Origin of the sequence: Mangrovibacillus cuniculi (assembly GCF_015482585.1) — a bacterium.
Classification (GTDB): domain Bacteria; phylum Bacillota; class Bacilli; order Bacillales; family R1DC41; genus Mangrovibacillus; species Mangrovibacillus cuniculi.
The window spans coordinates 3065175-3089371 of sequence record NZ_CP049742.1; the positions used below are offsets into that span (position 1 = coordinate 3065175).

A 24197-nucleotide genomic window follows, 5' to 3' on the forward strand; every position below is an offset into this window, starting at 1 on the left:
TCATTTTATTTTTAAGAAATGTGTTTAGAAAGTGAAAACCAAGGGAACCTATCAACTAATAACAAACAACTAAATTTGAAAGGATGATGAAGATGGGATTTATTCTTTATCTAATTGTTGGAGGTATTATTGGTTGGTTAGCTGGAGTAATTTTAGGTAAAAATGTACCAGGAGGCATCATCGGTAACATTATTGCAGGTATTATTGGCGCATGGATTGGTGGATCTTTACTTGGGAACTTCGGGCCAGACCTAGCTGGTATCGCGATTATTCCGGCACTGATAGGTGCAATTATCTTCGTATTCCTTTTAAGTTTACTGTTACGAGCAATGAGAAAATAGAAAAATCCAAGCCTCGGGAGCAATCCTGAGGCTTTTTTGTGTGACGGAGAAGGATTAGGACTTAAACAAAGTGGTCACTTTGGAAACCATGAGGGGGATGCCGGTGTAATGTTTGGTATGCCAGACGCATCCTATCATTTCAGTTCGTAAACCAACTTCTACAAACTGCTATAAATTGGGCTAAAGAAAAAAGAGTAAAAGAAATCTATTTAGGAACAAAACCAATGTTTCTGGCAGCTCATCGATTCTATGAGAAGAATGGATTCGTTAGTATTTCACAAGAACAATTACCCAAAGACTTCCCCGTAATGAAAGTGGATAAAAAGTTTTATATGTATACTATTAGATAGTTTAATAATAAAACAGGTAATCCCGAAAGCAGTATTCGCAGCAATTAGATAGTTAGAACGATTGCTGCGAATACGGTCAAATGAATCAAACTTCATTTAGCTTCACTTTTATAAATGTGAGGAAGAAACTATTCTCGCTCCCAAACTAAAACGCCTTGTTCCATAAGCTCTTTCCACGTGTTATTATTCGTTGGATATTTTACTCGCTCAAAATCCACATAATAAATAGCATCGATCTTCTCGCTTTCTGAAAAACGCCATTCATACCCTTTTTCCGGAGAAACTTTTTCATCATTGATCAGGTTATTAGATGGAGAATCAGCGATCGTTTGATAATAGGAAATAAACGTCACATTTTTTTCTTCGCCGTTCACATTTACGAGTACTGGGTGATGTTCGCCAATAGAATTATAACTTTTCCCATAATAAGTAGAAACTAATTGATTATCTTGATCCATTTTTATGTCAAATAGGTCGTCAGAATACGGGATGAGTCTTTCGAAGTGAAATAGGAAAGTAAAAGCCCCAAATAACACGAGTGTCGTTAACAAAATAGAAAAAATGGAGATAACAACTTTTCTCTTACGCCATTTTTTATTAATCTTTTGAAAGGCAGTAGTAGAACGCTCTGCTGGAATAGACAAATTACGTTTCATTAAAGCATACTCTTTTTGGCATTCCTCACAATGCTTTAAATGGTTTTCTACCATTTCTTTTGTATCAGAACTTACTACATCATCAACGTATAGAGGTAAAAGATCCTGGATTACGCCACATTTAATGTCTTTCATTATTTACTTCCTCCATATGATCTATAATTTGCTTCTTTGCTCGGTAATAACTTACTCTTGCCCATCCAGCACTCTTCCCAAAAAGGAGGCCTATTTTCTCAAACGTCAACTCACCAAATGTACGAAGGGAAAAGACTTCTTTATATGGTTCTCTCATAGAGTGCAGAAACTGATGAACAATAAATGCTTCCTCTTCATTCATCAAGTGCTGGACAATAGTTACGTCGGCTCCTGTTTCTTGTGTTTCAGTTACGTGGTTTTCATGTTTTGCTCTTTTGTATTGAGAAAAGTATGTATTTCTGGCAATGGTAAAAAGCCATGCTCGTATATCACGAGACCCATCAAATTTCTCAATAGCTTTTAGCGCTTTAAAGAATGCTTCCTGTGTCATTTCTTCCGCTAATTTTTCATCTCTACATAGCGAGAGAAGATACAAATTAACTTCTTTAAAGTACTTCTCATATACTTCTTCAAAATCCAACTTTTCGTTTCACTCCTTTCCCTTATATAACTAATAGAAATCAATAACGTTACAAAAACAATTGAAATTATTTACTCTCATCATAGGCATTAGTGGATGATGGATAATTGGAGGGAGCAAGTGGGAACCTTCCTCTTACATATAATAGTGGAGGATATTTCACTTTTGAACGTTAGGAAGAATTTTTTACTTTTATTTACCATTTACTATAGTATATAGAAATCTTTTTTGTAACAATAGATATATGGATGTTTACAAATTGTGGTTGCTCATAAGGGGGAATAGCATTGTTAAAGAGAAAGAGTTTGGACACAGGTCTTTTTATTTCCGTTCTATTTTTGATTCTTTTCGTAACTTACATCATTGGAGAGAAACTCAACATTTGGGGCTTTAACTTATTTGCTGTTGTAGCAGTAATGTTCCTAATACTTGTGCCAATTCCTCTGACCATTCGCGTTACCAAGTCCATAATGGGGTGGGTAGAAGACAAGAAAATTCCGAGCGTCTTCGTAGTTGGTTTCATGCTTGTTCCTTTTGTCATTGCTTCTTTAACGTTTTATAACCACTATAGAGAAAAAGACTTGCTGGAAGTCATGAGATATAATCCTGATCAAGTTGTAGGGGTAGAGTTTGATATGTATGGTAAGCCAGAGGGATGGAGAGATGAAAGTGGGGAAGCGGAAAGAGAGCTGAACCAATTTTTGAGTCAGTATAAGGTGAAGAGAATGAGTGAAAGTGATTGGGATAGTGACGTTTCAAAGGAGAAAGGCTTTGAGTTAATAATGATGATGGAGAAAAAACTGGTGGGAGTTTCTATTTATGAAGATCGCATGATTTCTTATAGGGGTGGAAGCTATTATTCTATTGAGAACGGTCCTGTGGATATGGAGTGGGTGGAAGAGTTTAGTAAGAGGTATGAGTGAGAAGGGCGTGATTATCTACGTTCTTCTTCATTTCTTACCTTAATGAAGCTTTACCAAAGCACTAGTCTTAGATACACAAAGGAGATATGACCTATGAATTTTGTTTTTGATATTGATGGAACTATTTGCTTTGACGGTAAAAACATAGAGCAAGAAATTGTACATGCACTAGAGGAATTGCAAAATGCGGGACATCAAGTAATTTTCGCTTCAGCAAGGCCCATCCGTGACCTAATGCCAGTTTTGCCGACAGAGTTTAAAAATAACGTGATGGTTGGCGGAAACGGAACCTTTATTTATCAGAACGGAGCTATAGAGGTAACGCATTTTGAACCTCCTTTATTAAAGAAGCTTTTAGATCTTGTCCAGAAACATCAAGTGAAATATCTTGCTGATGGCGATTGGGACTACGCCTATACTGGGGATAGAGATCATCCCATCTATCACCATCTTAATAAAGAGAGTGCGAAGAATGTTCCCCTTAATCAATTGAATCCAGTTTGTAAACTAGTAATCTTCCAGCCATGCAATGAATTGTTAGCATCACTTTCTATACTTCCAGTGGAAGTAACGCATTATAAAAGTGAACTAGCGATAGATATTAGCCCGCTTGGTGTTAACAAAGTTCATGGTCTACATAAGCTAAATATCCGTTCATTTGTAGCATTTGGCAATGACAGTAACGATAAATGCCTGTTTGAACATGCAGAGCACAGTGTTTGTGTAGGGGATAATGATGTTGCAGCATTCGCAGATGAAGTGGTGGGACGAGAAGAGGTGGCGGCGAAAATTCAGAATATAGGAGAAAGCTTTGTACGAAGTAAGAATGATAGAGAGCCTGCTAAAGTTTAAATGAAGAAGATTATATAGGTATCTCTAACTTAACCGAATGATAAACAAACTAAATATCATCCATCTGGTAAACCTATCTATTCTCTTATCTTTTTTATACTTCATTACAGCGTGGGTTAATCCATGGTATCCTGTTGTTGTAATGGCTAACCAATAGAGATGATTCATCCTTAATAACATAAGAATATACACCTTCGCAGTTGTAGAAGGTATCTTTTATTTATGCTGGCGAGTTTTTCTTATCGACAAGAAATACTTTAATTTTCCCCATAGAAAGGACCAGATGGCAATGAACGCACTTGAATTACTAGCAAAACACAGACAAGATCAAGAATTAGTTGAAATCCTGGAGGAGGATTTTGATCTATGTTTAATAGAACCGGATACAGATACAGAAGAGTATTTGTTTTCTATTAATCATCCAGTACATATAGTTGCAGAAGAAGGAGCCGGCGGTTGTTTTTTATTACTAGCTCATGAAGAAAATTCTCCTGTTATATTTGTCGGATCTGAAGGGGAAGCGGGAGTTGTTAGCAACAACTTGCAGGAATTCTTATGGTTTGTTGCGACTTGTCCTTATTTCTATCATGATTTGATGCGCTTCGCAGGAAATAAGAATCAAGAAGAAATGGTAGAGGCATGGGGATTTTTGAAAAAAGAAGTGGAGGAAGATATCCTAAACTTGGATGAAATTATAGATGCGATGCAAGATTGCCTTGATACTCCTAGTAACTATAATTCAATAGAAGCGTTGTGTAACGTAGATAAGAGTATAAACGAACGCTTAAAAATTATATCCACGGAAGACGGGAGCAAGTTCGAATGGTTGTATGAGTAATAAATGATTGGAATAGACTGTGTTCGCTTCTTGGGAATGCGGTCTTTTCTACTTAATGGAGGTGTTTCATATGTATTTATTTTCTGCTCATTTCGGTGGTCCAACAGATGTTTTGATTCAATTTTTTCTACTTAGTTTGTTATTAATTGGAGGCACGATAGGGTTATTTAAGTATCTACTGAAAAAAAGTAAAAAGTGAGTTAGAGCTAACTATCTTATTTTTTTAAGTGGGAAGAGCTCCCTCATTCCAGAGAAAAGCGCCGTGGTATAGCAGAGAGCAAGAAAATCGTTCAGGTATACCAGAGGAAGCTGCCGTGGTATAGCAGAGGACAAGAAAATCCCTTTAGGTATCCCAGGGGAAGCCGCCGCGGTATAGCAGAGAGCAAGAAAAGTGCTTCAGGTATACCAGAGGAAGCTGCCGTGGTATAGCAGAGAGCAAGAAAATCGTTCAGGTATACCAGAGGAAGCTGCCGTGGTATAGCAAAGGGCAAGAGAATCGTTTCAGGTATACCAGAGGAGGCCGCCGTGGTATAGCAGAGGGCAAGAAAATCCCTTCAGGTATCCCAGGGGAAGCCACCGTGGTATAGCAGAGAGCAAGAAAATTGCCTCAGGTATCCCAGGGGAAGCTGCCGTGGTATAGCAGAGAGCAAGAAAATTGCCTCAGGTATACCAGAGGAAGCCGCCGTGGTATAGCAGAGAGCAGAAAAAGCGTATTAGGTATCCCAGGGGAAGCTGCCGTGGTATAGCAGAAAACAGAAAAGCAATCCAGCTATACCATAAGAAGTCAAAAATTCAGAAAACATCTCGATACACGATCATTTAAACTAACCAACCATCATAGTAACAAAAAGGAGTCTATTGAAATGCCCTTAACTTTTGCACATCCAGCTGCAGTATTGCCGTTTTCAAGAAGAAGCAAATACATTAATTTTTCCGCAATGGTTATAGGAAGTATGTCTCCCGACTTTGAGTATTTTTTAAGAGGACAACCTATGGGCTCTACGGGACATAGCTTAGCAGGGTTTCTAACACTAAATTTACCATTAGTGGCGATTGTGTACTTTATCTATCATTACTTTGTACATGAAACGTTACTAAACCATTTACCATTTTTCCTACAAGAATCATCTATAAATAGACCCACTTCAAGTAAAGGACTAAAAATAGTAGTCTTCTGTTATTCAGCCCTTTTTGGCATGTTTACTCATGTAGCTTGGGACTCTTTTACTCACTTGAATGGAAAGGTAGTACAGACCTTCCCAAAAATATTTACCCATACTTATACGCTCATTAGCTACTCCATACCCTTGTATAAATTCTTGCAACATGGCAGCACTTTATTTGGACTTTTATTAATAGCTAGCTATATATTTTTTAAAGCCAAATCCCAAAGACAGGTTCATTCAAAAACAAGTTTCAGGGAAAAGGGGTTCTTTTGGGCTACTCTCTGTTTAGTAACATTGTTGATTGTAATAGCTTGGTACGCAATAGATTATGTCAGTATTTCCATGATTGGAGTAGCTGTAGTTCGAGTAATTGACTCTTTTTTGTTGGGTCTATTGGTGACATCTATATATCTCAAAAGAGGTAAAAACAGCGCAAGTAACTCTAAATATAATCAGTGTATTTAGGAATTTGAAAAAATTAGTCATTAACTAAAAAGTAAAAAAAAAGGCCCTCGCAAAGCAAGCGAAGGCCTTTCTTCCATAATTAGTCTATTTCCTTTTCGAAATTAAACCCAACATTCGTATAACCAAGGAAAATCAACGTAATTAATAATGCGATTAAATCATCTGCGTCTTTCTCAACAGCAATTACTGAACATACGCAACATAAGTTAACCGTGAAGTCTAATTCAATACCGTCTCTACAGGAAACAGAGTTTTGAGCTGCATGTGCCATTTGTGGATTAGCAATGGACATAAGCTGTCTGTGATTTAGTTTAAGTCTTAAATCAGCAGTTGCATCATGCACCTTTTTCACTTTTCCAAAGCCTAAAATGTTTTTGTTAGCTCCAAGAAGAACAACAAACTCATATTCACACTTTGCATCCATCAATTTCTCCTTAATTTCCGGTAAAGCTTCCTTCTTACAATCAAAATCATGATAACATCCCATTTTAGTTCCTCCTTAAGTTTAGATAGCAAGTACACTTTAGTGTATTCTCTTAAACTATCAATGCGAAGGCGCTTGTCTTAGGGCAAAGATACATTTACATCCAACCTACTGGGCATTACGGTGAAAAATAGAATGACCCTTCATTTAACAGTAGATTCGTATCTCCATAACTAGTCGCTGAACTACATACATTCTAAATCAGTCATCTGGGACATAGTGATTAACAGTTATGAAGACAAAATTAAAGTTCCTCCCTGCATATGGTAGAAAAAAACAGACGATACTAATCTGTATCTATAAAACAGTGGAGGAATCCCATGAACATACAGTCAGGAACATTTTATTGGCAAACAACCTATCCAGATGCACCTAGTTATCCAGCCCTCTCCAAAAACCTACAATGCGACGTGCTAATTGTTGGTGGAGGAATTTGTGCTGCACAATCCGCCTACTACCTTCGTAACAGTGGATTACATGTAGTACTTATTGAAAAAAATACAATTGGCTCTGGAAGTACTTCAAGTAACACAGCGCTTATTCAGTATCTTGGAGAGCGAGATATCCAAACACTAGTAAACGCATTTGGGGAGAGGTATATCCAAAGGCATTTACAACTACTAGCTCAATCCATTGATGACATGGAAGAAGCCGCTGAAAATGTCTCATTAAATGTAGATTTTATGCGAAGAGATACACTATACGGAGCGAGTACGACAGAAGATGTTGAGAAGCTAAAGATAGAATACGAACTATTAAAGAAGTTCGGCATGAATGTAGACTATCTTACTCAAGAACAAGTGGAATCTAAGTATCCGTTTAGTCGTCCTGCTGCTATCTATTCGTACAGAGATGGCGAAGTGAACCCATTTAAATATACGCATGGACTCATTGCAGATGCTCGCGAAAAAGGAATGAAAGTGTTTGAACAGACGAAAATGACTGGTCAACATTTCGATCCTGATAAAGACCGAATGATCATCTCTACTTCTACCGGTTACGATATCCATGCGAAACATGTCATTGTAGCAACGGGGTACGAAGCGACAGAAGTGCATCAAGATAAAAAGTTAAACTTTGTCAGTACCTACACGATTACGACTTCACCTGTAGCTGATTTATCTAGCTGGTACAACAGAACATTAATCTGGGAAACAGCAAGACCTTATTTTTATATGAGGACCACAGTAGATAACCGCATCGTCATTGGGGGATTAGATGAAAATACCGCTCATCCAGATGAACGTGATAATATGCTTCCTCACAAAAAAGAAAAGCTTTTACAGGAAATAAAAGATCGCTTTCCTGAGGTAGATGTAAAAGTAGATTTCGCTCTAGCAGCTTTTTACGGTGGAACCATAGATGGAATTCCAATGATAGGAAAATATAAAGAATTACCAAACACGTACTTCCTATTTGCTTTTGGAGACAACGGCTCCGTTTATGGGCAGACACTAGCAAAACTTATCGTGGAAGAAATTGTAGAAGGAAAAAGTGAAGATTTAGCATTATATTTGCAAGATAGACCAAAGAAAAACTCCTTTCACTGAGGAGTTTTTTCTATTTGGGTTAAACGTGTAAACCGCAGTCTCTCGCTTTCATAGAATAAAGAAAAAGAGAGGGGACCAACGTGAAAAATCCATTATTTCGTCGAATGAGTATATATGTATGTATATCCTTAGCAATCATCACAATCATAACGACTATTCTAGAAGTACTTCGAGCAAAAGGGTACTTACCAAATGGTAATAATGTCACACCGAATGGGGAAGTACTGATTCTCCGAGCAATCTTTATCCACTTAATACAAGTAACCATTGGAACAGTTCACCTGTTCTATGCTGCTAATAAAATCGTTTCAAAAAAGAAAATTTCACTACTTTATACCATCCATATCTTCTTGCTATTCATTTCTTGGTTCTCTTACGTTTTGGAGTTCTTTGATCCTAGTAAAGTTCAGCACCTAGAGCTAAGTGTAGGGTATATAGGATTTATAAGCTTACCGCTCTTTTTCATCATCATGTACATTTTCTCTGCCATTCAGCTAGATATTGTAGATCGTTTAGTTCGAGAACAAAAACTCAGTAAATATCTGAAGAACATTTCCTTTATAGATGGGCTAACGATGATTCCAAATCGGCGCTTTTTTGACTTGAAAATACAAAACGAACACAAAAAAATGATAGAGGGGATTTCAAGATTTAGCTTGGTACTTCTAGATATTGATTACTTTAAATTATACAACGATCAGTATGGACACCTTCAAGGAGACGAATGTTTAAAACAAGTGGGAAGGTTTTTAGTCGTTCATTTAAAGGGAAAAGGAGTAGTTTGTCGCTACGGTGGAGAAGAATTCGGCTTCATTCTGCCAAATTGTTCAAAAGAAGAAGCGCTTGAAATTGCTAGGAATTGTAACAAAAGCTTAGAAGACCTTGCAATCCCTCACCTTACATCCCCAATAAGTGACTACGTAACGTGTTCAGCTGGAGTCGTAACGTTTGAGATAGAGGAGAAGATTTCTATCAAACAAGGGATAGAAACAGCTGATCAACGATTGTATATGGCGAAACAAAATGGTAGAAATAGGGTGGTTGGCTAATGGAAAAAGACGAAAGATATTTCGCCTAAACAGTAGGAGAAATATCTTTCTTTATGATGAATTACGTAGATCTGCTCCTTTAATATCCTTTTTAACAAACTACAGTATAAACAACGAAAGAATGAACAATATCTCCTTAAAATCCCCGGACAACCCACACCATACGACTCCTTCGAGAATAAGAATACTTAGGTACATGTAATGAAGTAGGAGAAATAAAACATAGAAATACACCAAGGAGAGAGTGGTCTTATGTCGATTGGGAAAAAAATCTTATTTAGTTTTATCGCCATTTTTTTATGCATCGGAGGAATCGTAAGCTTTAGCGTTATAGGTTTATTTAACGTCCAAAAAGAAAGCAATAGTATCGTAGAGGATGCAATTCCTTTATCCAATGCAGCGAACGCAATTCTAACTGCATTAATAAACCAAGAGACGGGAATTAGGGGGTATTTAGTGACAGGAGAAGAAGTATTCCTAGAACCTTATTACTTAGGTAAAGATCAAATAGAGGAAAATCTAGCTATCATTAACAATCGCCTCGATAACCATCCTATCATGGCTGGTCTGATTGATGAAGCTATACCGCAGATTGACGCTATCCAAGCATTTTTTGAAAGCGAAATCGCTCTTGTTCAACAAGGAAAGATAGAAGAAGCACGGTCCAAGATTGGTGAAGGAAAGACTGCTTTTGACGCGTATCGAGCAATACACCAGAGAATCGATGAGGATAAACAAAAATTAACAAACGATTCCTGGGTAGATACAAAAAAACAGGTAAACCAAAGCGTGTTAATTGTTTCTGTCATCACATTCATTAGTATCATCATCACCATCGGTATCTACGTATTTTTAACAAAAGGGATTACTAGGCCGGTCGTTTCTCTCATTCAAACACTTCGTGAAACATCGCAAGAAAACTTCACGGTTACGTCAAAAGACGAAATAAAAGTACTACAAGCATCATTAATGAATTTAGTAACCAACGTAAAAACCACTATAGAAACAACGAAAGAGTCAGCCCTTCAAGTTGCTGCCTCAGCAGAACAATTATCTGCTAGTGCAGAACAAACAACCAATGCAACGGAACACATTGCACATCTTACTCAACAAAATACAGAAGGAGCAGGTATTCAGTTGAGTAAAATTAACGATGCATCCCTGTCCTTAGAGAAGATGGTGCAGGTAGTAGACACGATTAATGTAGATAGTAACAAAATGAGCTTATCTACTAAAATGGCAAATGACCAAGTGTATAAAGGAATTCAATCTATTCATCGAGTAGTGGGGAGAATGGATGACATTAAAGTAGCGTTTAGCGACATGAGTACTTCCATTCATTCATTAAGCAACCGATCCAATCAAATTGGAAATATACTAGAACTAATTACAGACATATCTAATCAGACAAACCTCTTATCTTTAAATGCTGCCATTGAAGCGGCAAGAGCAGGCGTACAAGGGAAAGGCTTTGCTGTAGTCGCAGATGAAGTAAGGAAGCTAGCAGAGGAGTCAAAAAAATCGGTAGATCAAATTTCACAAATGATTAAAGATATTCAGTCTGATACGAATAAGACGGTTTCTTTAATCCAAGAAGGAAGTAAAAAGGTAACAGAGGGTGTAGAAGCAACAAAGATAGCGGACCAATCTTTTGAACAAATTAATCTATCTATCAAGGATGTTTCCAATAAAGTAGAGAATGTAACAGTTTCCATCAAAGATATCGAATCGTTAAGTGCACAAGTGACTGAGTTAATCAATAGTATACAAGTTATTGCAGAAAAGAACGCTGACTCCAGTCAAGACAGTTCTGCAGCGACAGAAGAACAGCTTGCAACTATGGAAGAAATCTCGTCATCGGCGCAGTCATTAACGCATTTAGCGGAAGGATTGCAGAAGGCTATTTCAACATTTAGGTTGTGAGGATAAAAGACAATCAGCTGAGGTTGATTGTCTTTTTACATAAGGTCAGAACCGTAACTGCGTAGCTACCTCCGAAAATATAAAATGGGTAACTGTTTGTGCAATAGGATTAATTTCATCAATAAACTTCTCTGCTTCTATAAAAGTTTCAAACTGCATCTTCAGCATAAAGCAGGCATTTCCAGCGATACGGTAGCAAAAATCTACATTTGGCAAAACTTCGATATGATCTTTAAACTTCTTATAATTCCCGTTTTTAACTGTAGCTTCAATAATGCATTGAATAGGTTGGCTTAATTTTTGATAATCCACTTCTAACGTGTATTTTCTAATGACGCCATAAGACTCCATCTGACGGACTCTCTCTGTTACAGAAGGAGAAGAGAGGTTAATCCTTCGCCCAAGTTCGCTCATAGATAGGCGGCTATTCTTTGATAACTCCTCTAGTATTTTTTTATCTAAATCATCTATTTTCATATTTAATGTTTTTCTCCTTTTTTAATTAAATTTAATAATAAATAATACAAAACAAATATGGTGTTTAATGTTTCGGTTTGCTTTTTAGAGCTATGATTAATTCTAAGAGGAGGAATGATCAATGGCAAGAATTAAAAAATCACCTAATGGAGATACCCCATTTCAAAAACTGCTAGGACACAATAAAGACATCTTAGTAAAGTGGTCTGCCTTAGGGGAAACATTGGTGCGTGATGGCGTGCTTTCCGCAAAGCTAAAAGAGCAGGTGAGAAGAACATTAGCGCAAGAAAATGGGTGCGAGTATTGCAAAGCAAAAGGAAAACCTGACCCTAAGGTGATGGATGAACGAATGTTAGTTGCGGCTGGGTTCGCAGAAGTGTTTTTAAAGCATAAAGGAAACATTCCAGATCATGCTTTTGGTGTAATCACGGAGTATTTTACGGAGATAGAAATTAGTGAACTTTGTGCTTTTATTGCATTTACTACAGCGTCGCAATACTTTGGTGCGATGATGAGGTTGGAAGCGGAATAGGGAAACAAAGACTGTAACCTACGTTTTATAAAAGGAAAAGTAGAACGCTATGTCGAAAAAGAAAGAATGATAGTTTCGTAAAGAAAGGATGTTAATAAAATGGAAGAACAACTACATAAAGAGTTAGCGGTGAAATTGTTTAATGATACGTGGGATCTCATGGACAAAGAAGAGAGAACAGAAGAAGAAAACAGCAGGATGATTCATACTGCACATGCTTCAAGATATCACTGGGGCCAAGTGGGGACGCCATTGCAGTTTGCGCGTGGAGAATGGCAAATTTCTCGAGTATACGCTTTAGTAAAACATGGGGAAGCGGCAAAGTACCATGCTAAATTATCTCTACAATTTTGCGAAGAGTTTGACTTGGGTCCATTTGATACTGGTTTTGCTCATGAAGCTCTTGCGCGCGCGCATAAACTTTTAGGGGAAACCGATTTAAGTTATACACACTTAGATATGGCGAAGGGCTTCGCCGAGTTGGTAGAGAAAGAAGGAGACCGAAAGTGGCTAATAGATAATATCGAAACGGTGACATCGTTGTCTATTCCGGTTTGGAGTTAATAATATTTTTCAACAAAGCGGGAACGTTTTAGTACACGTTCCCGAATGCTCCCTAATCATTTTAATAGCAAATGGAGTTTACTTTAGAAGTTTATCCTTCCTCAATGCTGTCTAATGCAACTTGAATATCTGTTTTATGAGAAGTGTGAAGGGAATTCATCTCTTCTTCATGAACATAATAAATAAGCACATTTCGTTTTGTGTATGTGTCATAGGATACAAGTTTCATGTCACTAGTCTTTTGTGAAAACTCAGCTTCTCCCTCTTTACGATTTTCTTCTGATCCGAATATATAGATGAACATATCTTTATCATCTAACGTATATCGAGCTGGCAGTACACCTTTTAACTTTTGACCAAAATCATTCTTTTCCTTAGGAGCTTTTTTAACTAAATTAACCCTATACTCCTTCAGTGAATTTACAACCTCCACAAGTTCTATATTTGAGCTGTCGTCAACTCCACCTAAACTATGTTGAAGAGATGGTTGGCAAGAAAATAGTAAAGTCGTGATAATTAAAACGATAAGCTTTTTCATTGGATGTCACTCCTAAGGACTTTAGTTTGCATATTTAAACATTAGACTTACCAAATTGAAAATGGTTTCAACTATACAGTAAATAAATGGTACAATTTATATGTGTTTTCCAAATACTTGATGGACTTTCATGTAAGCGACCGAACTTTCGGGAAAGCGACCAAACTTTTGAGAAAGCGACCAAACTTTCGAGAAAACGACCGAACTTTCGAGGAAGCGACCAAACTTTCGAGGAAGCGACCAAATTTTCAGGAAAGCGACCAAACTTTCGAGGAAGCGACCGAACTTTCGAGGAAGCGACCAAACTTTTGGGAAAGCGACCGAACTTTCGGGAAAGCGACCAAACTTTCAGGAAAGCGACCAAACATTCGAGAAAGCGACCGAACTTTCGAGAAAGCGACCAAACATTCGAGAAAGCGACCGAACTTTCGTGGAAAGCGACCGAACTCCAGAGAAAGCCAACCGCACTCCCAACAAAAACAATGAAACACGAGGTGACCCCATGCATCCAAACCTACAACAACTAATCGACTCCCTTGAAACCCACTTAATCGGTCGAAAGCAAGAAATGAAACTACTGCTCATTGCCTTACTCACAGAAGGACATGTTCTACTGGAAAGTGTGCCGGGCACCGGCAAAACATACATGGTAAAAAAGTTCTCCGAAGCCATCGATGGAACATTCAAACGAATTCAGTTCACACCTGATCTCCTTCCAACAGACGTAACAGGAATCCACTTTTTCCATCCCAAATACCAAGACTTTGAGCTTCGGCTTGGACCTATTTTTGGCAACGTCATCTTAGCCGATGAAATTAACCGAGCGACGCCACGAACGCAAGCGAGTTTGCTAGAAGTCATGGAAGAGAAGCAAGTCACGATTGATGGACAGACGCACCTAGTAGCACAGCCATTTATCGTAATTGCAACGCAAAATCCAGTGGACGCACATCAAGGAACCTACCAGCTTCCGTCTGCGCAACTTGACCGATTTTTGTTCAAAATCGCTCTAAACTACCCATCCAGAGAAGAAGAGCGAGTACTGATTCATCGAAACACACACCCGCTATCCTCCCAACTAGAGCCACTAACGCATGAACAACTAACACAGTACAAACAAGATATTGAGCAAATCGAGATTACGAGAGACGTAGAAGATTACTTACTAGATATCGTCGAAGCGAGCCGCGAACATCCAGACCTGACACTTGGCGTTTCGCCGCGAGGTACACTTGCGCTCATGAAGGCTGCAAAAGCACATGCATTTTTACACAGTCGATCGTACGTCCTACCGGATGACATTAAAGAATTAGCACCTTACGTCTTAACTCATCGTGTCATGTTAACGGTGGAGGCATCTCTGCAAAAAACACCAACCGTGGTGGTACGCCAATTACTACAAACAGTTTCTGTACCAGTTTTGTAGGCGGTTAAGTCCATGTGGTCAAGAGAGATAACAAGAAATCTATCTATGAAAGTAATTCAAATCAATGGCCTATTTACCACTGTAATCGGAATTCTCACGCAACACACGTTTCTATTTTTAATGGGAGTTATCCTGCTAGCGTGGTACTTCGGTAACGAATTTTACCTTCAAACTGTAGGGAAGAAATTGTTCTTTGAAAACAAGAAGGAAAGACAATACTTCTTTATAGAGGATACTGATGAAATCAAAATAATCCTATCTAACCAAGGATTCCTAATCAAAGGGGCTACGTTGAGGTTGAAAATAAGCGACATCGTGGAACCGCTAGTAGAAAATCACAAAATTACTACTCATAACTATGCGATTCTCCCGTTTTCTATTGAAAAAGAACAGGTAACAATAGCGATTCCGATTGCTGCAAAAAAGAGAGGGCTTGCTCGAATTTCTTCCATAGAAATTAGTTGCCCATCTCTTATTGGTTTTGGTGAGGTCACATTGACACTGCACTCGCACGTGAAGCAAGAATGCATTGTCTACCCAATTGCTAAACCAGTGCAAACAATCATCAGTCCCATTTCTAATCAAATGGGGGAAGTGTTATCCAAACATTCGCTGCATCGTGATGTACTATCCATTGAAGGCGTTCGCGAATATGTGCCAACGGATGCGTTCCCAAATGTAAACTGGAAAGCATCTTTAAGATCTCACCAGTTGATGACCAATATATATCCTGCAGTGGCAAAAGAAGGCTGGCACCTTCTTTTGGACAACACGGACTTGGATAAAGATGAAAAGGAATTATACATTGCTGGCTTTGCGGATATCTGTTTTCAACTCAGTAAAAAAGGCATTCCATACTCTTTACAAGTAAACATTCGAACGACGGGTGAAACACCTTTTCTATCTCTCCCTAGAGGAGAAGGAAAAGAACATCTTCAGCGAGCACTCGAACTTTTGGCGCTGATCTCACTAACTGCCCTCACCTATCCATTAGAGGAAGCGTATCAATTTTATCAAACAAAAATGGAACAACAACCGTATGTGTTATACGCTGGGCACCAAACTTTGAAACGAGCGGACTACAACACGACTATTTTTCACCTAAAAGTACGAAACTCAAATCTAGCAATTCAATCACAGGAGGTAAGCGCATGAGCGGGAAATTAGCGTTTCTTTTTCATTCCATTCCCATTTTGATCATGGTGAGTCTTGTCCATTTGTGGTTGTCCGCTACGGCAATATGGTTCTTCGCTGGATTGGTGTTAGCCTTCTTTTTATCTTGGCACATGAAGAGATTGGGTATTTCTACAAGGGTCGTTGGGGTGACAAATTTTTGTGTAGGTTCCCTCTTGTTGGTACTGGTGAGTAAAGACAGCCATCTCGTTGTTTTTTTACTGCTGGTGTTGCAACTAATGTCCTTTCTAGTGGAGATCAATTTGGTGACGATACGTCAGCAATATCATCGGAAGACATTACTGAGATCAAACTACAAATTAATTTCGATAGCCCTAGGAATTATAATCATCTCGGCATTCGTCCTTTTACCGATGGCGAGTTTTTTAGGTAAAACAATGTTTCTGTGGATTGGCAATCTACTCTATCTTGTTCTAGCACCTGTTTTGTTATTTCTCAGTACTCTCTTTGCTTATTCGTTTTCAAAGGTTACTAACAAAGGAAGCGGGGAAATAAGAAATGAAGTGCCAATCCAATCCATAGCCTACGAGAGTTCTAATCAAGAATCTATGTTTGTATTTTGGTTTTTGGGAATTGTGCTCGTAGGGATTATCCTGTTGTTCGTAAAGAAATTTGCGAAATTTAGAAGAGAACAGACTGTCGTAGTTAGTATGAATGATAGCGCGGTGCTGCAGTCAAGTCCTGTAGTTACTAGTTTAAGAGCTACGTATAAACCGAATGCGAAATTGCAAAAAGAGCTAAAGAAACTTCTCCTCTATGCAGAAAAGCAAAAGGCAGGTCGCCCTGCTCATGAAACGCTGCAAGACTGGTTGGAGAACAGGCAAGTGTTTGCAAAGGATACCTTTTCTCTTTACGAGAAGTGGCGTTACGGGAATGTGGAGTTAAACGAGGAAGAGGAAAAGTCTGTTTTGCTGGAGTTTGCGAAGGTGAAGCGGGGGATTGGGAAGAAATAGCGGTAATTATGTGATGTAACGATGAGATTGCGATCATAAGTCGAGAAAAGTGTGCAGACGCCGAGGAAAAGTGAGCAGAAGTCGAGAAAAGTGTGCAGACACCGAGGAAAAGTGAGCAGAAGTCGAGAAAAGTGTGCAGACCCCGAGGAAAAGTGAGCAGAAGTCGAGGAAAAGTGAACAGAAGTCGAGGAAAGTGTGCAGACCAGGAAAAAAGTGAGCAGAAGTCGAGAAAAGTGTGCAGACACCGAGGAAAAGTGAGCAGAAGTCGGGAAAAGTGTGCAAACACCGAGGAAAAGTGAGCAGAAGTCGAGAAAAGTGTGCAGACGCCGAAGAAGAGTGAGCAGAAGTCGAGAGAAGTGTGCAGACACCGAGGGAAAGTGTGCAAACGCCGAGAAAAAGTGAGCAGAACTCAAGAAAAATAGTCATGCCCAGAGACAGAATTCAAAGAAAAGATATCAATTTCAAATAAAATTGCGATTATTAAAATCTGAGAATACGAGAGGTGAGACAACATAATGAGAAAAAGCATTGCCATAAGTATACTTATGTCTATACTGCTTCTAACAGGCTGCGGCGAAAATGACAGAGAACTAGTAGTAGGTACATATTTTAACGACGATAGTATTAGTTTTGAAGAAGACACAGCCGTTTCGGAGCCTGGTAAGATTGATGAATTTAAAGAGTTGATTACGAACTCCTCGATGACAACGGCGAGTGTTGACGGTCTTCCAGATTATGTTGTAGTCATTAACAACCATAAGGAAAGTACGATGGAATTGTGGACAAATTTTTGGGTACAAGATGACGGTTCCATGGTATTTTCACGTGGGATGGGCAGTCAAGAATTTTTCGTAATAGATCCAACAGAAGCAGGTAAAATATCAGAATTAGTTAAATGATGAATCGATATTTAATCGATTAGTAAAAGTAACAAAAAAGCTTGAGTAGGTTTCTCAAGCCTTTTTATATATCCTCTGCCAATTTGACTCCCACACAAAACTGCTGATACTCTAAAGAGCAGACAACAATAATGCATCCTGGAGGATCAATCAAACGTAATGAAAAAACCAACGTTCAAAACATACGCCATCTACGGATTAGTAGTAATCCTCTTTATAAGCTCGCTCATCTTTATCAACAACAACCATCACTTATATTCCAAGACGATTGCGGAAATTACTAGCACCAAGATTACCGAAACGCAACAAGTGGAAGATACATATAACAACCTAGACACTCTCTACACCCAACGAATGACAGCCGTCATTAAAAATGGAGAACGAGAAGGGGAAGAAATCGAGATTTTAAATCAGTATTCCTCCACTGGAGCAGTCGATACACAGTATAAAGTGGGCAATGAACTTTTCGTTACGGTAAGTGAAGACGCCACCACTATTGAAGGAGTTAAAAGAGATACTTATAACATATTAGTCGCGTGGGTCTTCATCTTTATCTTATTACTCGTTGGCAGAAAACAAGGATTCCTATCACTCATTAGTCTAGTCATCAATGCGTTAATCTTGTCCTACGCAATAGATCTCTATCTAAAAAACACAGAAAATAGCCTGGTGCTTATTTGTGGAATTAGTGTCGTGTTGTTTACCGTCATCTCGTTGCTTTTAGTAAACGGAAGGAACGAAAAGACTTATGCAGCAATAGTCGCCACTTTGCTTGGCACATTTTCATCCTTATTCATTACCTATCTCGCACTAGTTGCGACAGGAGAACAAGGCCTACGATACGAAGAAATGCAATTCCTTACCGTTCCTTACCAAACCGTATTCCTCGCTGGGCTATTCATCGGCTCTCTAGGAGCAGTAATGGATGTCGCCATAACCATGTCATCATCTCTTTTTATGTTATATGAAAAGAAACCCTCCATTACGGTGAAGGAGTTGAAGGATTCGGGATTAAGTATTGGCACAGATATCATGGGGACGATGACCAATATTCTGTTTTTCGCCTATGTGTGTGGGTCGATTCCCATGTTGATTATCTATCTAATGAGCGGTTCGCCACTAGGCTTTACCTTAACCATGAACCTTTCTCTAGAATTAGCAAGAGCATTAGCAGGAGGAATCGGCATTGTGCTTACCATTCCGCTCGGACTCTTCACATCCATCTACTTTATCAATAAAAAGAGGTCAAGAGCATGAACGTGTTAGTAGTACTTTCTATTATTTTATTTCTACTAATGATGATCGTTGGAGGGAAAAAGGGTATCCGATCATTTTTAGCCTTATTCCTAAACTTCGGCATCGTCATCCTGGCAGTATTCTTGATGAGTAATGCGGACAACGATCCAATCTTAGTGACCATTCTAGCCAGTGTAGCAATCAGTTGTGTAAACCTGTTCTATATAAATGAAGTAAATAGTACGACGAAAACGGCATTTTTCGCTACTATCGTATCTATTGTTTTGCTCATTCTATTTATTCTTTTCATTACACAACAAGCTTTAATTCAAGGATTTGCGGAAGAGGAAACAGCAGAATTCGCAGCATTCTCCGTAAATATCGGTTTAGATTTTATGAAAATAGGGGCAGCCGTCATCATTATGAGTACCATTGGAGCGATTACGGACGCAGCTATCGCCATTTCTTCGCCAATGCGAGAAATTCATAAACACAACCCAACAATGGGGAAAAAAGAACTCTACTTATCCGGTATTTCCATTGGAAGAGACATTTTAGGAACCAGTACCAACACCCTATTCTTTGCCTTTTTCGGAGGCGGTTTAGCCCTTTTTATTTGGTTTAAAACCTTGAGCTACACAACAGGAGAAATCTTCAATGCGAAAATTTTTAGCGCGGAATTTATCACCATTTTAACAGCAGGCATTGGTGTTATCTTGGTTATTCCAGTTACGGCTTGGATAACGGCTTTTTATTTGACGAAGGGGGAGTAATTTTTACTAGCGTAGGAATGAACTTCTATCTTTCAACAATAAAATAAATGCACAGACAGTCGTAGTATCGTCGCGATAGTATGCGTGTTGTGCTTTTTTTACATAATCTATGGTAAATTGTTATAATTTGTATATAGGCATATGTGCATCAACCGTCAGAAGAGGAGTCACATTTGTGGCAAGCCATTCGTTTTGTTTATGAAAAAGTCGATGATGAGTCGTATTTAGTAGAATTAGTTAGAGGGGCGCATAACCCTTAAGGAATATGAAGACAGTAATAAGTCACGTTCTTAGAAGGAGGATAACATGTCAAAATATGTTTCTATTGCATTACTAACTTTATTACTTTCATTAATAATAGGGTTTGGGTTAGCAATGTTAATAGGTTCTTATGCTGCTATTGCGCTAGTAGGAGTTGGATTAGTTTCGTTTATCATAGCACAATTGTTTTATGTGATTGAGTTACTGAAGAAGAAAGGTTAGTGAAGGCACCAAACAAGACGTAGAAAGAAAGTTCTCTTGTTATTCACCCAAAAACAATAATGTTTAGAAGGAAATCACTTCTCATTTATCGAATGTACAAAGGGTACCTACGATAAAAGAGGAGTGATTTTTATTGATTTTAAAACAACGAGGAATACCAAGAAATCTGCAGTTTTTATCCTCATTGCATGCTAGAAGAGAACTGACGGAGGAAGAAGAAAGAGCTTTTCGTTCACAACAGAAAGGGTACGAAGGAGAGAAACAATTTGATTGTTGGTTAAAACCTGTTGTGAAGAACGCCGTGGTTTTAAACGATTTACTACTTGAGCAGTCGAATTCGGTTTTTCAAATTGATACGCTGTTTATGCAACGGTCGACCATTCATCTGTTTGAGGTGAAAAATGTAGAAAATGAATATTATATTGAAGGAGACACATGGTTCTCTGGATCTCATCAAGAAGTAAACAATCCGCTTAATCAACTTTACAAAACAACCTCGCACTTCAAACGTTTATTGCAACATCATCGTATTTCCTATCACGTGGAACCTCATCTAATTTTTATCAATCCAACTTTTACTCTTTATGGCGCACCGAAGCAGAGTCCGATTACGATGTATGCGCAATTGCCTAAGTTGTTAGAGCAGCTTTCTGTACCGGCACAGGTTACCAATCAGGAATTGGAGTTTGGTAACAAATTAATCGATATTCATGAAAAGACGAAAACGATTATTCCAGCGCCAGAGTATACGTATGATGGTTTGGAAAAGGGATTAGTTTGTCCGAAGTGTTGTAAGCTGTACCCAAAATCCCTGGGTAAGTATGTAACTTGTGGGACCTGCGGGATTATAGAAGAAAAATCTGTAGCCATTGAGCGTGCAATCGAAGAGTTTATGTTTTTGTTTCCGGAAGAAAAAGTGACGAACCGCGTGATGCGGGAGTGGTGTGGAATAAATTCGAAGAGGGTCATTCGAAATGTTTTAGATAAAAAATTGACGTTGCAACCATTGAACAAATACGCTTACTATTCTTAATGCCAGTTAGGTATCTGTAGTTCCAGGATCACGATAAGCGTTAAAAAGGAGTTCAGGTGTCCCGCAAGAGCGTCTCGCGGACCACGAGGAGCGGTAAAATGGAGTTCAGGTGTCCCGCAAGAGCGTCTCGCGGACCACGAGGAGCGGTAAAATGGAGTTCAGGTGTCCCGCAAGAGCCTCTCGTGGACCACGTAGAGCGGTAAAACGGGGTTTAGGTGTCCCGCAAGAGCGTCTCGCGGACCACGAGAAGCGGCAAAAAGGAGTTTAGGTGTCCCGCAAGAGTGTCTCGCGGACCACAAGGAGCGGTAAAATGGAGTTTAGGTGTCCCGCAAGAGCGTCTCGCGGACCACGAAAAGCGGCAAAAAGGAGTTTAGGTGTCCCACAAGAGCGTCTCGTGGACCACAAGAAGCGTAAAAAGGAGTTTAGGTGTCCCACAAGAGCGTCTCGCGGACCACGAGGAGCGGTTAAATGGAGTTCAGGTGTCCCGCAAGAGCGTCTCGCGGACCACGAGAAGCGGTAAAATGGAGTTCAGGTGTCCCGCAAGAGCGTCTCGCGGACCACGAGAAGCCGAAAATCCGTCGTCAGGTATACCAGGGGAAGGAGCCGCGGTATAGGAGAAGCGGGAAATCGGTCATCAGGTATACCAGAGGAGGCCGCCGCGGTATAGGAGAAGCCGAAAATCCGTTGTCAGGTATACCAGAGGAGCGCGCCGCGGTATAGGAGAAGCCGGAAATCCGTTGTCAGGTATACCAGGGGAGCGCGCCGCGGTATAGGAGAGGCCGGAAATCCGTTGTCAGGTATACCAGGGGAGGTCGCCGCGGTATAGGAGAAGCGGGAAATCGGTCATCAGGTATACCAGAGGAGCGCGCCGCGGCATAGGAGAAGCCGAAAATCCGTTGTCAGGTATACCAGAGGAGCACGCCGCGGTATAGGAGAAGCGGAAAACCGGTCGTCAGGTATACCAGAGGAGGCCGCCGCGGTATAGCAGAAGCCGAATATCGGTCGTCAGGTATACCAGAAGGCAACAACGTAATAATCAAAAAGCAGGCACCGATAAAACAAGTGCCTGCTTCCTTACATTACTATTGAAACGACTCAACAATCTTAATCATAGTTTCTTTAGAAAAAGCGTGGCCCGATACAAAAGTATAGAGTTCATCACCTTCCATCCAACGGACCACAGAGTTCCCAGGATAATGACCCATTTGCCCGTTAACAATGACTTCTTCTACTTTCAATCCATGACTATACCTGTAATCATAAAATTCCTCGGGTTCAATTTCGTGAGAAAATACCACAAAAGTCTCACCATTCTCGCCTTCCAATTCAATCTCAAATTGCTCAGGTCTGTATGGATTGCTAACCACGATAGTGTAATCACTAATTGAAACTGGAAACAAACTGGTACCTTATGAACTAACCCTTTTTCTCTCAGCTCATTTGCTAGCTTACTAGAATCGAACTCGACAAGCTCCAAATTACTATTGAACAAATATGGATCTTCTTTAGGTTTCTATGGAATGAACAATACGGTATCTCCATAAAACTCCCCATCAAGCACCACTATAAACCTCCAATGCCCACTCCAATCCAGTTTCCCTTCAAAAGTAAAACGTTGCAAACTATCGTATCCTTCTGAAGGTTCGGTAATAACTTTCGGTGTAAAGAGAACCCTTTGCGTTCTACGATCCCTATGGGTAGCATACACGGCTAACTCTCTTCCTTTGAAACGCTCAAGCGGTTCCGTAAAGTTTACAAGGTAGCCAAACTTTTTACCATTAGTCACATTAGGGTCTGGGAAAATAGTAAACAACACTTCACCATCTTTTATAAACTGATCTCTAATCGTCCAATCTTGTTTCAAATCTTCAAGAGACGCACCTCCTAAAGAGGGAGGGGACTCATGAAAATTGTTAGGTAACCCAATTACTAAAAGAAAAGCAGCTAATGCGATAGTGATTGGAGTTACCGTATAGATAAAGTATCTTCTGGCCCGATAAGACCTACGCATACTTGCTCCAGCAATCTCATTTCTAATCTTATCCCTCTGTCTATCCGTAAACTGTTGTTCACGATAAACAGTAGCATCCATTGCTCTACGTAAGCCTTTTAGATTTTCTTCCATTCTCTACGTCACTCCTTTCCAATATACCTTTCAGCCTTGCTCGGCCTCTATTCAACCTAGTTTTTATCGTATTTTTATTGAGGTGTAGTAACTCGCTTATTTCTTCTATAGAAAGATCTTCATAATAAAATAGGATAACAACTTCTCTGTACTTAACCGGTAAGGATAATACGCTTGATGATAAAAGCTCATCTTCACTTTGGTAAATAACACTCATCTCTGGAGTAGGTTCTTCCGATGAAAATAACCGAAAAAGAGAGGAGTCTAACAAAGTCCTTTTTACATAGGAGCTTTTCAAGTAGTCTTTACATTTATTAATTGTAATTTTATAGAGCCACGACTTTAGATAAGTAATTTCATGTCTGTGTTCAAAGTTCATATAACAAGTAACAAATACATCCTGCACAACATCCTCTGCTAATTTCCAATCCTTCAGATAGTGATAAGCAAATTTTGTTAACTTATCTCCATACTCATCCATCACCTTTTCAAACCAAATATCTTTCAGTGAGAATTCTTCCTGCAATCGTTTCACCTCTTTTCTGTTATTGCTAAGACGACAGAAAGGTTAATCGGTTTCATTTTTTTGGTAAATAATATATATATCTTATCTTTTTCATAATTAAAGTTGAAGTGTGATGTTTAAGAGTAGTTAAGAGGGTGTTCATTGAGAGAGAAGGATAGGGGGATAAAAAATGATTAGGAGAAAAAAGAGCGAATCGCGTAATTTGGGAGTGGTGCGGAATAATTA

At 39.1% G+C, this 24197-nt stretch carries 28 protein-coding genes and 2 pseudogenes; 21 read left to right on the forward strand and 9 right to left on the reverse strand.

Annotated elements, in window-relative coordinates:
* The first annotated feature begins 92 nt into the window (after positions 1–92).
* From G8O30_RS15590 to G8O30_RS15595, 3 genes and pseudogenes are all read left to right on the forward strand, one after another.
* Positions 93–341, forward strand: a complete 249-nt coding sequence (locus G8O30_RS15590; protein WP_239672923.1) for a GlsB/YeaQ/YmgE family stress response membrane protein — start codon at positions 93–95, stop codon at positions 339–341.
* Between the two features lie 36 nt (positions 342–377).
* Positions 378–479: pseudogene (locus G8O30_RS16305) on the forward strand (hypothetical protein); the annotation flags it as partial.
* Between the two features lie 11 nt (positions 480–490).
* Positions 491–691 (forward strand): annotated as a pseudogene (locus tag G8O30_RS15595) (GNAT family N-acetyltransferase); the annotation flags it as partial.
* A gap of 128 nt (positions 692–819) precedes the next feature.
* Here G8O30_RS15595 and G8O30_RS15600 read toward each other — a convergent pair.
* A complete protein-coding gene (locus tag G8O30_RS15600; RefSeq protein ID WP_239672924.1) occupies positions 820–1482 on the reverse strand; it encodes a zf-HC2 domain-containing protein in 663 nt (220 codons plus the stop codon).
* Positions 1469–1963: an RNA polymerase sigma factor gene (locus G8O30_RS15605; RefSeq protein ID WP_239672925.1), complete on the reverse strand. Its 495-nt coding sequence runs from the start codon at positions 1961–1963 to the stop codon at positions 1469–1471. The genes G8O30_RS15600 and G8O30_RS15605 overlap by 14 nt, the downstream gene beginning before the upstream one ends.
* 287 nt (positions 1964–2250) lie before the next feature.
* On the opposite strand from G8O30_RS15605, the gene G8O30_RS15610 reads away from it, so the two are divergent.
* Together G8O30_RS15610 and G8O30_RS15615 are read left to right on the forward strand one after the other, a co-directional pair.
* Positions 2251–2886 carry a hypothetical protein gene (locus tag G8O30_RS15610; protein ID WP_239672926.1) on the forward strand — a complete coding sequence of 212 codons (636 nt, stop codon included), beginning with the start codon at positions 2251–2253 and terminating at the stop codon, positions 2884–2886.
* 93 nt (positions 2887–2979) lie between these two features.
* Positions 2980–3738: an HAD-IIB family hydrolase gene (locus G8O30_RS15615; protein ID WP_239672927.1), complete on the forward strand. Its 759-nt coding sequence runs from the start codon at positions 2980–2982 to the stop codon at positions 3736–3738.
* Between the two features lie 24 nt (positions 3739–3762).
* Here G8O30_RS15615 and G8O30_RS15620 read toward each other — a convergent pair whose 3' ends face one another.
* Complete coding sequence (locus G8O30_RS15620; protein ID WP_239672928.1) at positions 3763–3918, reverse strand: hypothetical protein; 156 nt, start codon at positions 3916–3918, stop codon at positions 3763–3765.
* Between the two features lie 109 nt (positions 3919–4027).
* Here G8O30_RS15620 and G8O30_RS15625 point away from each other — a divergent pair, with 109 nt between their 5' ends.
* From G8O30_RS15625 to G8O30_RS15630, 3 genes are all read left to right on the forward strand, one after another.
* Positions 4028–4576: a hypothetical protein gene (locus tag G8O30_RS15625; protein ID WP_239672929.1), complete on the forward strand. Its 549-nt coding sequence runs from the start codon at positions 4028–4030 to the stop codon at positions 4574–4576.
* 70 nt (positions 4577–4646) lie between these two features.
* A complete protein-coding gene (locus tag G8O30_RS16175) occupies positions 4647–4775 on the forward strand; it encodes a hypothetical protein (protein ID WP_275576501.1) in 129 nt (42 codons plus the stop codon).
* A 664-nt stretch (positions 4776–5439) separates the two neighbouring features.
* Complete coding sequence (locus G8O30_RS15630; RefSeq protein ID WP_239672930.1) at positions 5440–6207, forward strand: DUF4184 family protein; 768 nt, start codon at positions 5440–5442, stop codon at positions 6205–6207.
* A gap of 79 nt (positions 6208–6286) precedes the next feature.
* On the opposite strand, the gene G8O30_RS15635 is transcribed toward G8O30_RS15630, so the two are convergent.
* Complete coding sequence (locus G8O30_RS15635; RefSeq protein WP_239672931.1) at positions 6287–6694, reverse strand: hypothetical protein; 408 nt, start codon at positions 6692–6694, stop codon at positions 6287–6289.
* 317 nt (positions 6695–7011) lie between these two features.
* On the opposite strand from G8O30_RS15635, the gene G8O30_RS15640 reads away from it, so the two are divergent.
* From G8O30_RS15640 to G8O30_RS15650, 3 genes are all read left to right on the forward strand, one after another.
* Positions 7012–8241 (forward strand): NAD(P)/FAD-dependent oxidoreductase, encoded by a 1230-nt coding sequence (locus G8O30_RS15640; RefSeq protein WP_239672932.1) that lies wholly within the window; start codon positions 7012–7014, stop codon positions 8239–8241.
* Between the two features lie 80 nt (positions 8242–8321).
* On the forward strand, positions 8322–9290 hold the full coding sequence (locus G8O30_RS15645) for a GGDEF domain-containing protein (protein ID WP_239672933.1): 969 nt from the start codon (positions 8322–8324) through the stop codon (positions 9288–9290).
* 252 nt (positions 9291–9542) lie between these two features.
* A complete protein-coding gene (locus tag G8O30_RS15650; protein WP_239672934.1) occupies positions 9543–11213 on the forward strand; it encodes a methyl-accepting chemotaxis protein in 1671 nt (556 codons plus the stop codon).
* Positions 11214–11258: 45 nt separating this feature from the next.
* Here the strand turns inward: G8O30_RS15650 and G8O30_RS15655 are convergent, their stop codons facing one another.
* A complete protein-coding gene (locus tag G8O30_RS15655; protein WP_239672935.1) occupies positions 11259–11690 on the reverse strand; it encodes an Lrp/AsnC family transcriptional regulator in 432 nt (143 codons plus the stop codon).
* A gap of 121 nt (positions 11691–11811) precedes the next feature.
* Between G8O30_RS15655 and G8O30_RS15660 the strand changes: the two genes are divergently transcribed.
* Entirely contained in the window at positions 11812–12222 is a 411-nt protein-coding gene (locus G8O30_RS15660; RefSeq protein ID WP_239672936.1) for a carboxymuconolactone decarboxylase family protein, read from the forward strand.
* 99 nt (positions 12223–12321) lie between these two features.
* The gene (locus G8O30_RS15665) at positions 12322–12786 is read left to right on the forward strand and encodes a hypothetical protein (protein ID WP_239672937.1); all 465 of its coding nucleotides are present in this window, start codon (positions 12322–12324) and stop codon (positions 12784–12786) included.
* Positions 12787–12877: 91 nt separating this feature from the next.
* Here G8O30_RS15665 and G8O30_RS15670 read toward each other — a convergent pair whose 3' ends face one another.
* Positions 12878–13324: a hypothetical protein gene (locus G8O30_RS15670; protein ID WP_239672938.1), complete on the reverse strand. Its 447-nt coding sequence runs from the start codon at positions 13322–13324 to the stop codon at positions 12878–12880.
* Positions 13325–13826: 502 nt separating this feature from the next.
* On the opposite strand from G8O30_RS15670, the gene G8O30_RS15675 reads away from it, so the two are divergent.
* The 8 genes from G8O30_RS15675 to G8O30_RS15710 all read left to right on the forward strand — a co-directional run bounded on the left by G8O30_RS15675 (position 13827) and on the right by G8O30_RS15710 (position 21321).
* On the forward strand, positions 13827–14750 hold the full coding sequence (locus G8O30_RS15675; protein ID WP_239672939.1) for an AAA family ATPase: 924 nt from the start codon (positions 13827–13829) through the stop codon (positions 14748–14750).
* A 12-nt stretch (positions 14751–14762) separates the two neighbouring features.
* Entirely contained in the window at positions 14763–15905 is a 1143-nt protein-coding gene (locus G8O30_RS15680) for a DUF58 domain-containing protein (RefSeq protein WP_239672940.1), read from the forward strand.
* Positions 15902–16897 (forward strand): hypothetical protein, encoded by a 996-nt coding sequence (locus tag G8O30_RS15685; RefSeq protein ID WP_239672941.1) that lies wholly within the window; start codon positions 15902–15904, stop codon positions 16895–16897. Before G8O30_RS15680 ends, G8O30_RS15685 begins: the two co-directional genes overlap by 4 nt.
* A gap of 515 nt (positions 16898–17412) precedes the next feature.
* Positions 17413–17796 carry a hypothetical protein gene (locus tag G8O30_RS15690; RefSeq protein WP_239672942.1) on the forward strand — a complete coding sequence of 128 codons (384 nt, stop codon included), beginning with the start codon at positions 17413–17415 and terminating at the stop codon, positions 17794–17796.
* 159 nt (positions 17797–17955) lie between these two features.
* Positions 17956–19053 (forward strand): YibE/F family protein, encoded by a 1098-nt coding sequence (locus G8O30_RS15695; RefSeq protein WP_239672943.1) that lies wholly within the window; start codon positions 17956–17958, stop codon positions 19051–19053.
* Complete coding sequence (locus tag G8O30_RS15700) at positions 19050–19805, forward strand: YibE/F family protein (RefSeq protein WP_239672944.1); 756 nt, start codon at positions 19050–19052, stop codon at positions 19803–19805. The genes G8O30_RS15695 and G8O30_RS15700 overlap by 4 nt, the downstream gene beginning before the upstream one ends.
* 306 nt (positions 19806–20111) lie before the next feature.
* Positions 20112–20288 (forward strand): hypothetical protein, encoded by a 177-nt coding sequence (locus G8O30_RS15705; RefSeq protein ID WP_239672945.1) that lies wholly within the window; start codon positions 20112–20114, stop codon positions 20286–20288.
* Positions 20289–20421: 133 nt separating this feature from the next.
* Positions 20422–21321, forward strand: coding sequence for a nuclease-related domain-containing protein (locus G8O30_RS15710; protein WP_239672946.1), 900 nt, complete (start codon positions 20422–20424; stop codon positions 21319–21321).
* A 1082-nt stretch (positions 21322–22403) separates the two neighbouring features.
* Here the strand turns inward: G8O30_RS15710 and G8O30_RS15715 are convergent.
* The 3 genes from G8O30_RS15715 to G8O30_RS15725 form a co-directional block, all read right to left on the reverse strand.
* On the reverse strand, positions 22404–22721 hold the full coding sequence (locus G8O30_RS15715; protein WP_239672947.1) for a hypothetical protein: 318 nt from the start codon (positions 22719–22721) through the stop codon (positions 22404–22406).
* A 113-nt stretch (positions 22722–22834) separates the two neighbouring features.
* Positions 22835–23446: a helix-turn-helix domain-containing protein gene (locus G8O30_RS15720; protein ID WP_239672948.1), complete on the reverse strand. Its 612-nt coding sequence runs from the start codon at positions 23444–23446 to the stop codon at positions 22835–22837.
* Complete coding sequence (locus G8O30_RS15725) at positions 23418–23981, reverse strand: sigma-70 family RNA polymerase sigma factor (RefSeq protein WP_239672949.1); 564 nt, start codon at positions 23979–23981, stop codon at positions 23418–23420. Before G8O30_RS15725 ends, G8O30_RS15720 begins: the two co-directional genes overlap by 29 nt.
* Positions 23982–24197: the final 216 nt, after the last annotated feature.

What these genes read in the sequence shown, in the direction of transcription:
- G8O30_RS15685 (WP_239672941.1), top strand. Translation starts at nt 15,902, where the DNA reads ATGAGCGGGAAATTAGCGTTTCTTTTTCATTCCATTCCCATTTTGATC.
- G8O30_RS15625 (WP_239672929.1), top strand. Translation starts at nt 4,028, where the DNA reads ATGAACGCACTTGAATTACTAGCAAAACACAGACAAGATCAAGAATTA.
- G8O30_RS15630 (WP_239672930.1), top strand. Translation starts at nt 5,440, where the DNA reads ATGCCCTTAACTTTTGCACATCCAGCTGCAGTATTGCCGTTTTCAAGA.
- G8O30_RS15655 (WP_239672935.1), bottom strand. Translation starts at nt 11,690, where the DNA reads ATGAAAATAGATGATTTAGATAAAAAAATACTAGAGGAGTTATCAAAG.
- G8O30_RS15705 (WP_239672945.1), top strand. Translation starts at nt 20,112, where the DNA reads ATGTCAAAATATGTTTCTATTGCATTACTAACTTTATTACTTTCATTA.
- G8O30_RS15700 (WP_239672944.1), top strand. Translation starts at nt 19,050, where the DNA reads ATGAACGTGTTAGTAGTACTTTCTATTATTTTATTTCTACTAATGATG.
- G8O30_RS15695 (WP_239672943.1), top strand. Translation starts at nt 17,956, where the DNA reads ATGAAAAAACCAACGTTCAAAACATACGCCATCTACGGATTAGTAGTA.
- G8O30_RS15620 (WP_239672928.1), bottom strand. Translation starts at nt 3,918, where the DNA reads ATGTTATTAAGGATGAATCATCTCTATTGGTTAGCCATTACAACAACA.
- G8O30_RS15675 (WP_239672939.1), top strand. Translation starts at nt 13,827, where the DNA reads ATGCATCCAAACCTACAACAACTAATCGACTCCCTTGAAACCCACTTA.
- G8O30_RS15615 (WP_239672927.1), top strand. Translation starts at nt 2,980, where the DNA reads ATGAATTTTGTTTTTGATATTGATGGAACTATTTGCTTTGACGGTAAA.
- G8O30_RS15665 (WP_239672937.1), top strand. Translation starts at nt 12,322, where the DNA reads ATGGAAGAACAACTACATAAAGAGTTAGCGGTGAAATTGTTTAATGAT.
- G8O30_RS15635 (WP_239672931.1), bottom strand. Translation starts at nt 6,694, where the DNA reads ATGGGATGTTATCATGATTTTGATTGTAAGAAGGAAGCTTTACCGGAA.
- G8O30_RS15600 (WP_239672924.1), bottom strand. Translation starts at nt 1,482, where the DNA reads ATGAAAGACATTAAATGTGGCGTAATCCAGGATCTTTTACCTCTATAC.
- G8O30_RS15660 (WP_239672936.1), top strand. Translation starts at nt 11,812, where the DNA reads ATGGCAAGAATTAAAAAATCACCTAATGGAGATACCCCATTTCAAAAA.
- G8O30_RS16175 (WP_275576501.1), top strand. Translation starts at nt 4,647, where the DNA reads ATGTATTTATTTTCTGCTCATTTCGGTGGTCCAACAGATGTTTTGATT.
- G8O30_RS15590 (WP_239672923.1), top strand. Translation starts at nt 93, where the DNA reads ATGGGATTTATTCTTTATCTAATTGTTGGAGGTATTATTGGTTGGTTA.
- G8O30_RS15690 (WP_239672942.1), top strand. Translation starts at nt 17,413, where the DNA reads ATGAGAAAAAGCATTGCCATAAGTATACTTATGTCTATACTGCTTCTA.
- G8O30_RS15720 (WP_239672948.1), bottom strand. Translation starts at nt 23,446, where the DNA reads ATGGAAGAAAATCTAAAAGGCTTACGTAGAGCAATGGATGCTACTGTT.
- G8O30_RS15650 (WP_239672934.1), top strand. Translation starts at nt 9,543, where the DNA reads ATGTCGATTGGGAAAAAAATCTTATTTAGTTTTATCGCCATTTTTTTA.
- G8O30_RS15640 (WP_239672932.1), top strand. Translation starts at nt 7,012, where the DNA reads ATGAACATACAGTCAGGAACATTTTATTGGCAAACAACCTATCCAGAT.
- G8O30_RS15670 (WP_239672938.1), bottom strand. Translation starts at nt 13,324, where the DNA reads ATGAAAAAGCTTATCGTTTTAATTATCACGACTTTACTATTTTCTTGC.
- G8O30_RS15680 (WP_239672940.1), top strand. Translation starts at nt 14,763, where the DNA reads ATGTGGTCAAGAGAGATAACAAGAAATCTATCTATGAAAGTAATTCAA.